This window comes from Lactiplantibacillus modestisalitolerans (assembly GCF_005405425.1).
GTDB lineage: Bacteria > Bacillota > Bacilli > Lactobacillales > Lactobacillaceae > Lactiplantibacillus > Lactiplantibacillus modestisalitolerans.
On sequence record NZ_BJEA01000001.1, the window covers coordinates 207932 to 220776 of the forward strand.

Below are 12845 nucleotides of genomic sequence, written 5' to 3' on the forward strand. Positions count from 1 at the left end.
GACCGACCTCCCTTTTTATTGATTATCCTGATGCGCATTCGTTGTTGCTTCGGTCGTTGAACCGTCCGCCTTTGCGGCCTTATCAGCAGCCTTTTGTTTTTGTTCTTGTTGGAACTTGCTCAATGCATCAACGTTTACGACTTCATCGTCATCGTCGTCCATATCACGAAGTTCAATTTCTTTATCGTCACCGTCTAAGACCTTCATGTCCAGACCAAGTGCTTGTAATTCCTTAACCAGCACGCGGAATGATTCCGGTACACCTGGCTTAGGAATTGGTTCGCCCTTAACAATGGCTTCGTAAGTCTTAACCCGGCCGACAACGTCATCGGACTTGTAAGTTAAGATTTCTTGCAAGGTGTAAGCAGCCCCATAAGCTTCAAGGGCCCAAACTTCCATTTCACCAAACCGTTGGCCACCAAATTGAGCTTTCCCACCAAGTGGTTGTTGGGTAACTAAGGAGTATGGTCCAATTGAACGAGCATGGATCTTATCGTCAACCATGTGGCTCAGTTTCATATAGTGCATGACCCCAACGGCGATCCGCTTGTCAAATGGTTCACCAGTCCGACCATCGTAGACGATTGACTTACCGTCTTCGTCGACGCCGGCTTCCCGAACGGCTTTCCAAATATCCGAGTCACGGGCCCCATCAAAGACGGGCGTTGCCATGTGGATACCGAGCTTACGTGCAGCCATCCCTAAATGCAATTCGAGCACTTGCCCGATGTTCATCCGGGAAGGCACACCCATTGGACTCAGCATGATGTCAATTGGCGTCCCATCTGGCATGTACGGCATATCTTCTTCAGGAACCACGATTGAAACGGTCCCCTTGTTCCCATGCCGGCCGGCCATCTTATCACCAACTTGGATCTTCCGCTTTTGCGCGATGTAGACCCGAACCATCATGTTAACACCAGGTGAAAGTTCGTCCCCGTTTTCACGGGTAAAAATCTTCACGTCCTGGATAATTCCGCCGCCACCATGAGGTACCCGGAGGGACGTATCCCGAACTTCACGTGCTTTTTCACCGAAAATAGCGTGGAGTAACCGTTCTTCGGCTGATAATTCCGTAACCCCCTTAGGCGTTACCTTACCAACTAAGATGTCACCGTCCTTAACTTCGGCACCGATCCGAATAATCCCGTCTTCATCGAGGTTCTTCAAGGCATCTTCACCAACGTTAGGAATTTCACGCGTCATTTCTTCAGGTCCAAGCTTCGTGTCACGCGCTTCTGATTCATATTCTTCAATATGAATTGACGTGTAAACGTCTTCGCGGACTAAGCGTTCATTAATAATGATCGCATCTTCGAAGTTGTACCCGTTCCAAGTCATGAAGGCAACTAATGGGTTTTGCCCTAAGGCTAATTCCCCGCCTTCCATGGCTGGACCATCGGCTAAGACTTCGTCATTGTCAACGTGGTCGCCGACTTTAACGATTGGCCGTTGGTTGTAGTTCTTACCACCGTTTGACCGGCGGAACTTCATTAACTTGTAAGTGTCTAATGAACCATCGTCACGCCGAACCCGGACTTCACGTGCATCAACGTATTCAACCGTTCCGTCATGCCGGCAAATCAAGGCAATCCCTGAGTCATGGGCCGCTTTGTATTCAATCCCAGTCCCAATTAATGGTGCGTGGGGATCAACCAGCGGAACCGCTTGCCGTTGCATGTTGGCACCCATCAAGGCCCGGTTGGAGTCATCGTTTTCCAAGAAAGGAATACATGCCGTTGCGACCGCAACCACTTGCTTAGGCGAAACGTCCATGTAGTCAACGTTTTCGATGGAAGTTTCCAAGTTTTCTTCCTTATCACGCGCTAACACGGTGTCTTCAACGAATGAGCCATCGTCATTTAATGGCGAGTTGGCTTGTGCAATCACGAATTGGTCTTCTTCGTCGGCCGCTAAGTAATCAATCTTGTTGGTTACCTTATGCGTCGTCCAGTCAACCCGGCGGTATGGCGTTTCAATGAAGCCGTACCGGTTAACCTTCGCGTAAGAAGACAAACTGTTGATCAACCCGATGTTCGGGCCTTCAGGCGTTTCAATTGGGCACATCCGACCGTAGTGGGTATAGTGCACGTCCCGGACTTCATAACCGGCCCGGTCACGCGTCAAACCACCAGGCCCTAAGGCTGACAGCCGGCGTTTATGCGTCAATTCACCCAATGGGTTGGTTTGGTCCATGAATTGTGACAACTGGGAAGATCCGAAGAATTCCTTAATTGAAGCCACAACTGGGCGAATGTTGATCAATTGTTGCGGCGTAACCGTCGCAGCATCTTGAATTGACATCCGTTCACGAACAACCCGTTCCATCCGGGATAAACCAATTCGGAATTGGTTTTGTAATAATTCACCTACGGAACGAATCCGCCGGTTACCCAAGTGGTCGATATCGTCGGTTGAACCAATGCCTTCTTGTAAGTTAAAGAAGTAGTTGATTGAAGCGATGATGTCGGCAGGCAAAATGTGCTTGAACTTCAAGTCAATGTTGCCATTGCCAATAATGTTAACAACCTTTTCTGGGTCATTTTCTGAATAAACTTTAACGACTTGTAAAACCATTGGGTTGGTGACAACCGCTTCGTCAGATGGCGTATAAGTGATCGTCTTGAAATCGTTGCTTTCCAAGTATGGTGCTAATTTAGCCATGACGTTCTTATCAATAACGTCACCCTTTTGCGCAATGACTTCACCAGTTTCAGGATCAGCAAGGGTTTCAGCTAACGTCAAGCCCATTAAACGGGTCTTCATGCTGAGCTTCTTGTTGACCTTGTAACGACCAACCGGTGCAAAATCGTAACGCTTTGGATCAAAGAACCGCGCCGTTAACAGACTCCGTGAACTGTCGGCCGTCTTAGGTTCACCTGGCCGTAGTCGTTCGTAGATATCCTTTAAGGATTCTTCAACTCGCGAGTCTTCATCATTTTTATGGACGTCCTTTTCCAAGGTGTTCATCAAGCTGTCAGTTTCACCTAACATGTCAATGATGTCGTCATCGGAACCGAAGCCTAAGGCCCGTACTAACTCGGTCAACGGAATCTTCCGTGTCCGGTCAATTCGAACGTAGGCAATGTTCTTGGCGTCAGTTTCTAATTCGAGCCAAGCCCCCCGGTTCGGGATAACGGTCGTGCCGTAGCTTGGGCGACCATTTTTATCTAATTCTTCATTAAAGTAAACGCCGGGTGAACGAACCAATTGTGAAACAATGACCCGTTCGGCACCATTAATAATGAACGTTCCTTGTTCGGTCATTAATGGGAAATCACCAAAGAAGACGTCCTGCGACTTGATTTCACCAGTTTCATGGTTAGTCAATCGTAAGGTTACATGCAACGGTGCCGAATAGTTGGCATCATGTTCACGAGCTTCTTCGACGGTGTACTTTGGTTCTAATAACTGATAGTCGACAAATTCAAGTGAAAGCTTCCCTGCGAAATCGTCGATTGGCATAATATCTTCAAACATTTCCCGGAGACCTTCATCCAAGAACCATTGGTAAGAATCGGTCTGGATTTCGATCAAGTTAGGCAAATCAAGAACTTCCTTGATACGTGCATAACTTCTACGGGTACGGTGTTTACCGTATTTTACTAAATGTCCGGCCAAGTTGTTCACCCCTTCTTATTATTCCGGAACCCGGCCGCCACCCAATCAAATATTACATTTGTGTTACAAATGCACTTTTGACCGAATTTTAGGCATAAAAAAACCAAAAATAGCCGGTTAAGTTGACTATTTTTGGATCATTATTTACGAACCGCGCAGACAATAGATTGCGCCGTTGTTCGAGTTCACGGTTACAGACAAATTATACTATACTGCGTTGACCACAACTTGTCAAGATAGTGACTCGGAAATTTACTTAGTTGCGACCCCGTAAAGGATCATCTTCAAAAGGGTCTGAACGCGGGTCCGTTCGTCCGCATGCGGATCACCAATTTGATGGAACCGGTTGAAGAGCGGGCTCAAACTGGTTAGGTAGAAGTTAGCCGCCATTTGCGGTGTCACGCCCGGCTGTAACTGCATGGCCGGTTGTTCAAAGACCGCCTGCAACGGCGCCACGTAATCCGCCGCGAAGACGCCGGCCAACTCACGGATGTATTCTGGTGAAAGGGCCTTAAAACTGGTATGAATCAGCGTAAAAACGTCGGCTGGATGCTTGTGGGTCAGTAAAATTGAAATCGACGTAAGCTGTTCTAATGGCGATTGACTTGAATCCGCTAAAATGGCGTTCATCCCATCCTTAATTTCGGCTCCCACGGTTTGAATCACCGCCACAAAGATAACGGCCTTATCTTTAAAGTGGTGGTAAAGCGCCGGCTGAGTAATCCCGATCGCATTCGCAATGTCACGGGTGCTTGTCGCTGCGTAACCCTTCGTTAAAAATAAATCGCGGGCCGTATCTAAAATGGCCTGGTGGGTTTTAGCAAGCTGTTCTGCACGCGAAACCATGTGATCATCTTCTTTCTATCGTTCATCTTCTATTATAATCTACACTACTTCGCGCCCCGATACAAAAAAAGACGAGAAGCTTCTTCTTCAAAGAAGAAGCTCATCGTCCGTCAAATGGATCGCCTGATTAAAACAATCCTATACCTGATAAAAACGAATCAACCTTACTCCTATGAGCTGAGCCCTCAATCGAAGTAATATTCGTTATAGTTTATCATACCAGCCTTGAAAAAATTTTGATACCTCCAAGGCTTATTTAACTGGCTCTAAATCACTAAAATAATAGCAATAGGGCCTATGTTCCGGAACAAAAAGCATCGTTCCGGAACATAGGCCCTAAACTTCTTATCATAAAACATTGATTTAACAACATTCTTATTGACAAGACGTAGAAAAATAGCTAGTAAACGCGACCGTCTACTAGCTATTTTCATTCAGTTAATCCCGGTTAGCCCTTTGAGCCGACCTTCGATTGTTCTGATTTTGGTTGTTTAACGTTAATCGTAATCTTACCCTTGCTTGCGCCGATGGTGACTTGATCACCATTTTCGACGTCACCCATTAAGAGTTCTTCACTTAGGCGGTCTTCAATTTCGGTTTGAAGCGCACGCCGGATTGGCCGCGCACCGTATTCTGGATCAAAACCAGCTTTAGCAACAACGTCAATCGCTGCCGGTGTAATCTTGATGTGAATTCCCTGTTGTTCAACCCGGGTGACGATGTCCTTCGCCATCAACTTAACAATTTCGTGTAACTCTTCCTTATTTAAGGAATGGAACACAATCGTTTCGTCAATCCGGTTGAGGAATTCTGGCCGGAAGGTTTGCTTCAGAGTTGCCCGAATGGTTGCCGCAACGGCGTTGTAGTCATCCGCATGGTTAGTAGCACCAAAGCCGACCGACTTTTCATCCCGTAAAGTCGTCGCCCCTAGGTTCGACGTCATAATGAGAATCGTATTCCGGAAATCAACTTTGCGACCCTTCGAGTCAGTTAAGTAACCATCATCGAGAACTTGCAACAATAAGTTGAACACGTCCGGATGGGCCTTTTCAACTTCGTCAAAGAGGACAACTGAGTACGGCTTCTGCCGAACCTTCTCCGTTAATTGGCCCCCTTCGTCGTAACCGACGTAGCCGGGTGCCGACCCAATCAAACGGCTGGTTGAGTAACGTTCCATGTATTCAGACATATCAATCCGAATCATGTTGTCTTCCGAGCCAAACATGGCAGCTGCTAGAGCCTTGGCTAACTCGGTCTTCCCAACCCCGGTTGGTCCGAGGAACATGAATGACCCAATTGGCCGGTTCGGATCCTTTAAGCCACTCCGCGCCCGGCGAATTGCCCGTGAAACGGCCGAAACTGCTTCGGGTTGACCAACGACCCGTTGGTGAAGGACCTTTTCCAAGTTAACTAAGCGTTCGCTTTCAGACTTCTGGAGTTGCGTCAACGGAACACCGGTCCATTCAGCAACGACCTGCGCAATGTCTTCACCCGTCACTTCTAGTGTATAGCGTGGCGTGTCGCCCGTTTCAGCCTTAGCCGCCTGACTAGCTTCCTGCTTGTCAATGCGCTGCTTCAACTGCATTTCTTGCTTGCGAATATCAGCTGCCTTTTCAAAGTCTTGGGCTTCGATGGCTGCTTCCTTTTCGTCTCGTAGTTTAACCAACTTATCATGGCTCTTCGACGCCTTGGTTGGTTGATCCATTTGGTCAATCCGGACCTTGGCCGCCGCTTCATCCATTAAGTCAATCGCCTTATCTGGCAAGAAACGGTCGCTAATGTAACGACTGGATAACTTAACCGCCTGGGTGACCGCCTCGTCACTAATGTTAACGTGATGGTGGTCTTCATACCGCGGCCGTAAACCACGTAAGATTTCAACCGCTTCATCTGGCGACGGTTCGTCAACCATAACGGTTGCAAAGCGCCGTTCTAAGGCGGCATCCGATTCAATGTACTTTTGATACTCATTTAAAGTCGTCGCCCCAATGGTTTGAAGCTCACCACGAGCTAACGCCGGTTTCAAGATGTTGGAAGCATCAATCGCCCCTTCAGCACCACCGGCACCAATTAAGGTGTGCAATTCATCAATGAACAAGATGACGTGACCGTCATTATAGATTTCATCAATGACCTTCTTCAACCGATCTTCAAATTCACCACGGTACTTTGTTCCAGCCACCAGTGAGCCCATATCGAGCATCATTAAGCGTTTATCCGCCATGTCACTTGGAACGTCACCCGCAACAATTTTTTGTGCTAAGCCTTCAGCAATCGCGGTTTTCCCAACCCCGGGTTCTCCAATCAGAACTGGGTTGTTCTTCGTCCGCCGGGATAAAATCTGAATGACCCGTTTAACTTCCTTGGCCCGACCAACGACGGGGTCCATTTCCTTTTCGCTCGCTAGCTGCGTTAAGTCCCGTGCCAGCGAATCTAAAGTTGGCGTCCCTTCGGTCTTCTTACCACCGCCACGAACGGCGCCACCACTCTTGCGCTTACCCATGGCGTCACTGACACCGAGCTTCCGCAAAACAACTTTACGGGTTTGACCCAGGTCAAGGTTTAAATTCATTAAAATTCGCGAGGAGAGGATACTTTCGTCCGAGAGCATCGCTAATAAGAGGTGCTCCGTCCCAATCTTGTTAGCACCTAACCGCTTCGCTTCGTCCCCAGCAACGGATAAAATTTCCTTAGCCTTCGGGGAATACGGCAGATAAGTATCCTTATCCACGTTATTCAAGGTGCCGTAGCCCGTAAACCGTTCAATTTCTTCGCGAATATCGTCTTCGCTGACCGCATATTGCTGTAGAACTTTATTAGCAATCCCATTTTTTTCAATGGCCAATGCTAACAGCAGGTGTTCCGTGCCGACTGCTTGGTGTTTAAAATACTTCGCCTGTTCCTGTGCTAGGACTAGCACACTTTTGGCACTTGGGGTAAATAGGTTATCCATTGCGAATCCTCGCTTTCTTTAGCTCTCATATCGTAAGTGATTTAAGATCCCAATAATGATGCGCGCCCGGAGACTGTTTTCCAGTGACCGATCAGCAACGTCAAGGGTACTTCGATCAATCGCAACTAAAATCAATTGCGCTTCCCTACGATTTAAAACATCGTCTTCGTACAAGCTTTGAACGACCGCATAAGCATCCCGTTGAGTAATCGAATCACCGATTACTTGAATGAGGGTGTCTAAAACATCGGCATCATCAACCAGATTAACCTTTTCAATTCGAATGTAGCCACCACCACCGCGTTTGCTTTCTACTAAGTAACCATTTTGAATGGTGAAACGCGTCTTGATGACGTAGTTAATCTGTGAAGGTACCACGTTGAATAGGTCGGCGATTTCCGAACGTCGAATTTCAACATGCTCTGCGTCCGCCAAAATACTTTTTAAATACTTTTCAATAATATCTGAGATATTTTGACTTTGCATGGGTTTCACCCTTTTCATCATCTTTGACTAATATTGACTATTATTATACGAGGATAATGGAAAAAAGCAAAGAATTTCACCCACCGGCCGCCGTAGCGCCCGCTCTGTAAGCTCATACTTCCCGGTGAATTGGCGCCCACCCAAAAGAATTCGCGGGTGGCCACCAATCGTCACTGGGTCTTATCTTAATGATACTACGTTTGGCGGCAGAACGTTAATAAATGCATGGTAGAGTGTGGAAGACCAACGGGTTGACGCTGAGCACTGCCTAGATAATGGTCTGACACGTTCTTTGCGTTGGGCCGTTATCGTAGCAGGCGCAGGCGTCAGTTGGTCTGGAACACGTTTCGGCTATCTGGCAGGAGCGTGCCAAGGGCCCGGGCCTGGCAACCGCAATCCTAATTATTTAGTAGAAAAGGGACAAAAAAATCCAGTCCGAAGACTGGATTTGATGGTTTAGTCGTAATCGGGAAAACAGGATTTGAACCTGCGACCCCTACGTCCCGAACGTAGTGCTCTACCAAGCTGAGCTACTTCCCGATAAAAAATTTAAACAAACAGCCCTAGTTGCAACAACTAAGACTGTTTAAAATATGATCGGGAAAACAGGATTCGAACCTGCGACCCCCTGGTCCCAAACCAGGTGCTCTACCAAGCTGAGCTATTTCCCGATACTAATGCACCCAGTAGGAGTCGAACCTACAACCTTCTGATTCGTAGTCAGACACTCTATCCAATTGCGCTATGGGTGCAAATTAATATGCCGAGGACCGGGATCGAACCGGTACGGTTATCACTAACCGCAGGATTTTAAGTCCTGTGCGTCTGCCAATTCCGCCACCCCGGCAAATTAAAAGCGGAAGACGGGATTCGAACCCGCGACCCCCACCATGGCAAGGTGATGTTCTACCACTGAACTACTTCCGCATATTAAATATTCAATTGTAAATGCCGACTAGAGGATTCGAACCTCCGACCTCCTCATTACTAGTGAGATGCTCTGCCAACTGAGCTAAGTCGGCATGTGCGGGTGAAGGGACTCGAACCCCCACGTCGTAAGACACTAGAACCTAAATCTAGCGCGTCTGCCAGTTCCGCCACACCCGCATGATTATTATTAACCATGCCTTGTTGTCGTTCTAACAGGTCTTACTCGGATGCCTTTTGACAACTATTTAACTTTATCATTTCGTTAAGATGTTGTCAACAAGTTTTTTTAATTGTTTTGGATAAATATACCGCGCTTTGAATAAAACGCATCTATTTTTCCGACAAGAAATATTATAGCACGTAGCCGCTAAATAGCAAACCTTATTTACAAAAAAAATCACTTTTTTTGTGATTTATCTGCCCGTTTCCAATTTCGACCCACCATAAACGCTATTCTAACACCACTCTGCGGCATCTGACCATTTATTATTCCGGGTGCGGTTTCTCGAATTTTTTCTAATTTGAGAGATGCTTTTCCAACGCTTTTGCGGTTTTTCCCCGCTTACCATCCCACCCTTTTCAATTCCTTTCACCAACTAATTATACAAAACGGACCAGCCCGACTGAATTATCAGTCCAACTGGTCCGTCTAAATAGCGCAATGATTAACGTTGCTTTTCAATCTTAGTCTTGCCGTGCATGTATGGAACTAAAACGTCTGGAATCGTAATCGTTCCGTCTTCGTTTTGATAGTTTTCCATAATTGCAGCGACCGTCCGTCCAACGGCCAAGCCACTCCCGTTTAAGGTGTGGACAAATTGTAACTTCCCGTTTTCGTCGCGGTATTGAATATGAGCCCGCCGTGCTTGGAAGTCCGTGCAATTTGAACAGCTTGAGATTTCCCGGTATTTGTTTTGTTCTGGGAACCAAACTTCCAAATCATGGGTCATCGCCGCCGTAAAGCTCATGTCACCCGTAGTTAACGTAATGACGTGGTATGGCAACCCCAACTTCTTCAATAGTGATTCAGCGTTATTCGTCAACTTTTCCAATTCATCCCATGAATCTTCCGGTTTAGTGAACTTGACCATTTCAACCTTATTGAATTGGTGCAACCGGATCAAGCCCTTGGTATCGCGACCGGCACTCCCGGCTTCTTCCCGGAACGCTGGACTCAACGCAGTAAAGTAAACCGGTAACTTTTCAGCCGGAATGACTTCATCGCGGTAATAGTTGACCAATGGGACTTCCGCCGTTGGGATTAATGATAAGTCCTGGGTCGTAATCCGGAACGCGTCTTCTTTGAACTTAGGAAACTGTCCGGTTCCGTACATTGATTCATCCGTCACCATGTATGGTGGTAAGACTTCCGTGTAACCTTCCGCTTCGTGTTGGTCCAAGAAGAAGTTGTATACGGCCCGTTCCAACTTTGCACCGTCGCCGATGTAATACAGGAACCGGCTCCCTGAAACCTTAGCCCCCCGTTCAAAGTCTAAGATACCGAGGTCTTCGCCAAGTTCCCAGTGGGCCTTTGGTTCAAAATCAAATTGACGGGGCTTACCGATCCGGCGAAGCTCAACCGCGTCTTCTTCCTTTAAACTAACTGGTACGTCTGGGTGCGGAATATTTGGTAAATGCGCCGCCTTGTCATGCACGTCGGCTTCAACGTTACGCCGCTTTTCATCCAAGGCCTTAATTTCACCACTAACTTTTTGCATCTCAGCAATTTCGCCACTAGCGTCTTCCTTATTGCGCTTCTTGGTTGAAATTTCGCCCGAAACCTTATTCCGCAGGGACTTTAATTGTTCGCTTTCCGCAATGAGGTCCCGCCGCTTTTGATCAGCAGCTAGCAGTTCATCGATGGCTTGCGCCTCAACGCCCCGATGGCCTAGTTGTTCTTTAACGTAGTCTGGCTTTTGACGAATCATTTTAAGATCTAACATTTCAGCACGTCCTTTGTTTTTAGTCAAAATAAAAACAGTCTCTCCTCCCAATTGGGACGAAGAGACTGCCATTCGCGGTACCACCCAAGTTCAGGATCAAATGACCCCACCCTTAAAACGGATAACGGCTCAGCCGTGCAGTATTACCTGCCCACATTGTCGCGTCGGAGTTTCGACGACTGGTTCACACCACCCACCAGTTCTCTGAACGTCTACTTGAAACGCGCCGTGTTTAATATTCACTGTCTACTATAAGGCAACTACCGTAAACTCGCAACCTTTTCGTCAATCAAGCGAATAACTTCCTTGCGAGCCGCTGGATCAGCCACAAAGTCGAGTTGATCACCATCAATCTGCATCTTAGGACTATGATCGTAGTTCGCATACCATTGATTGTAGCGTTCGTTTAGCGTTTGGTAGTATTGATAAAGATCCGGATCCTGATCAATTTGTTCGTATGAGCGGCCCCGTTTCTTGATTCGTTCCAACATCGTGTCAAAGGAAATGTTGATGTGGATCAATAGGTCAGGACTCTTCTGATGGGGCGCTTCTGGTAATTCCTGCATCATGTTATCTAATAAGGAATCGTAAATATCAACTTCGGTACTCGTTGCCCGACCGAGGTCACTGTTCAAATGGAATAGTAATGAATCTTCAAAAATTGACCGGTCCAATACGTCCAAGTCGTTAGCAAATGCAGATTTAATACTGTCTAACCGCTTATTTAAGAAGTAGATTTGTAATAAAAATGCGTATTTTTTAGGGTCCTTATAAAATAATGGCAAAATGGGATTATCATCCACTGATTCGTAAAACGCTTGGGAGCCAAAGTGCTTGGCAACTAACTGCGTTAAACTCGTCTTGCCGGCACCGATCGTTCCTGACATTACAAGCATGGGGCGTCTCTCCTTTATTACGTACATCGTTAAAAGCAACACTACATATTGTACGCACCCGCCGCCTAAAATGCAATATCTGGGGTAACTTATTTCGCTGCTATTAGCATCTTTTCATTAATTTCTTAATATTCACACTCAGGATTCGCGGGCCTTTAACAAGCTAACGTACTGTTCCAAGGTTAAGTGGTGCTTAGTCATAAATTCGGCACTCGCCCGACCAACGTAACGGAAGTGCCACGATTCGTAATCAATTCCGGTTGACCGCACCCCGTTTTTCGGGAAGCGCAGGACAAAGCCATATTGAGCGGCGTGGTTGATTAGCCACCGCTGACCCTTAGATTGATCAGACGCGGACAACAATTGGTTACCATGACTTGTAAACCACTTGGTATTAATAATATCCGCAGCTAAACCGGTTTGGTGTTCACTGCCGCCCGGGACGGCCACGTACTCCCGCGTTAACTTCAACGCTTGTTTAGCCGACTTACCTTGTTCTTTATAGGTTGCAATCGACTGGTTCCAAACCCGCTTCTGATCCGCGACCGACCGGTAACCCGAAACCGCGCTCGTCTGATAGCCGGCCTTTTCGGCCCCGTTAATGAATGCGGTTAATGGTTTTTGAATCGACTGGCGGACGGTAATTCCGTCAACCTGAACCTTCTTAAAGGACAATTCTCCGTGCCGGTGCCACTTATTAACGACGATCAAGTCGGCATCGGTCGACTTAACCCCCTTAGGTAACTGGCGAATTAGCCGCTGGCGGTTGGTCGTCTTTTTAGCAACGCTACTTTGCCGTGCAGTGGCCGTTTTCGCCGTCGCTTGTTGACCGCTACACCCCGCAACCAATAAGCTCAGACTAACTAGTACTCCTAGATAAAGACTACGTTTACGTAATACCATTCACACTCACTGCCCTTTCACCCTTTAAAGTACCACCGTAACACTTCGAATACTTCCCGCGCCACATGCTTTTGAAAATATCTTAACTTTTACAAGAGCGCGGACCAAAAGTTGGTTAGCTGGCGCACGTTTCGGCTATTAATTATGCGACGACCCAAATAAGGCCGCGACAACGGTCACGGCCTTATTTTAAAACTCTGTATCAATTGGTGCTGAGATGCCGCCAATGTGGTCCTGTGGTGCTGTGCTAGATGGCCGAAACGTGCT

The 12845-nt window shown here is 47.1% G+C and carries 7 protein-coding genes and 7 tRNA genes; all 14 read right to left on the reverse strand.

Translation table 11 applies throughout. The features are described 5' to 3' along the window. Positions 1-15 precede the first annotated feature (15 nt). Positions 16-3630, reverse strand: a complete 3615-nt coding sequence (gene rpoB / locus FFM79_RS00985) for a DNA-directed RNA polymerase subunit beta (protein ID WP_170177340.1) — start codon at positions 3628-3630, stop codon at positions 16-18. A gap of 243 nt (positions 3631-3873) precedes the next feature. Next, positions 3874-4467 (reverse strand): TetR/AcrR family transcriptional regulator, encoded by a 594-nt coding sequence (locus FFM79_RS00990; protein WP_137641609.1) that lies wholly within the window; start codon positions 4465-4467, stop codon positions 3874-3876. A gap of 448 nt (positions 4468-4915) precedes the next feature. Next, positions 4916-7420, reverse strand: coding sequence for an ATP-dependent Clp protease ATP-binding subunit (locus tag FFM79_RS00995; RefSeq protein ID WP_137641610.1), 2505 nt, complete (start codon positions 7418-7420; stop codon positions 4916-4918). 18 nt (positions 7421-7438) lie between these two features. Further along, the gene (locus FFM79_RS01000; RefSeq protein ID WP_137641611.1) at positions 7439-7906 is read right to left on the reverse strand and encodes a CtsR family transcriptional regulator; all 468 of its coding nucleotides are present in this window, start codon (positions 7904-7906) and stop codon (positions 7439-7441) included. 466 nt (positions 7907-8372) lie between these two features. Further along, positions 8373-8446: transfer RNA gene (locus FFM79_RS01005), tRNA-Pro, on the reverse strand. 57 nt (positions 8447-8503) lie between these two features. Next, positions 8504-8577, reverse strand: a tRNA-Pro gene (locus FFM79_RS01010). Between the two features lie 7 nt (positions 8578-8584). After that, positions 8585-8658: transfer RNA gene (locus tag FFM79_RS01015), tRNA-Arg, on the reverse strand. A gap of 9 nt (positions 8659-8667) precedes the next feature. Continuing rightward, positions 8668-8753 (reverse strand) — tRNA-Leu (locus tag FFM79_RS01020). Positions 8754-8761: 8 nt separating this feature from the next. Next, positions 8762-8833: transfer RNA gene (locus FFM79_RS01025), tRNA-Gly, on the reverse strand. Between the two features lie 22 nt (positions 8834-8855). Further along, positions 8856-8928: transfer RNA gene (locus FFM79_RS01030), tRNA-Thr, on the reverse strand. Between the two features lie 3 nt (positions 8929-8931). Beyond that, positions 8932-9013: transfer RNA gene (locus FFM79_RS01035), tRNA-Leu, on the reverse strand. A 488-nt stretch (positions 9014-9501) separates the two neighbouring features. Next, positions 9502-10779: a serine--tRNA ligase gene (gene serS / locus FFM79_RS01040; RefSeq protein WP_137641612.1), complete on the reverse strand. Its 1278-nt coding sequence runs from the start codon at positions 10777-10779 to the stop codon at positions 9502-9504. A 260-nt stretch (positions 10780-11039) separates the two neighbouring features. Continuing rightward, a complete protein-coding gene (locus tag FFM79_RS01045; RefSeq protein WP_137641613.1) occupies positions 11040-11675 on the reverse strand; it encodes a deoxynucleoside kinase in 636 nt (211 codons plus the stop codon). Positions 11676-11813: 138 nt separating this feature from the next. Then, the gene (locus tag FFM79_RS01050) at positions 11814-12578 is read right to left on the reverse strand and encodes a M15 family metallopeptidase (protein WP_137641614.1); all 765 of its coding nucleotides are present in this window, start codon (positions 12576-12578) and stop codon (positions 11814-11816) included. Between the last annotated feature and the right edge of the window lie 267 nt (positions 12579-12845).

Coding starts and splice junctions, on each gene's coding strand:
- FFM79_RS00990 (WP_137641609.1), bottom strand. CDS start 4,467: ATGGTTTCGCGTGCAGAACAGCTTGCTAAAACCCACCAGGCCATTTTA.
- FFM79_RS00995 (WP_137641610.1), bottom strand. CDS start 7,420: ATGGATAACCTATTTACCCCAAGTGCCAAAAGTGTGCTAGTCCTAGCA.
- FFM79_RS01000 (WP_137641611.1), bottom strand. CDS start 7,906: ATGCAAAGTCAAAATATCTCAGATATTATTGAAAAGTATTTAAAAAGT.
- serS (WP_137641612.1), bottom strand. CDS start 10,779: ATGTTAGATCTTAAAATGATTCGTCAAAAGCCAGACTACGTTAAAGAA.
- FFM79_RS01045 (WP_137641613.1), bottom strand. CDS start 11,675: ATGCTTGTAATGTCAGGAACGATCGGTGCCGGCAAGACGAGTTTAACG.
- FFM79_RS01050 (WP_137641614.1), bottom strand. CDS start 12,578: ATGGTATTACGTAAACGTAGTCTTTATCTAGGAGTACTAGTTAGTCTG.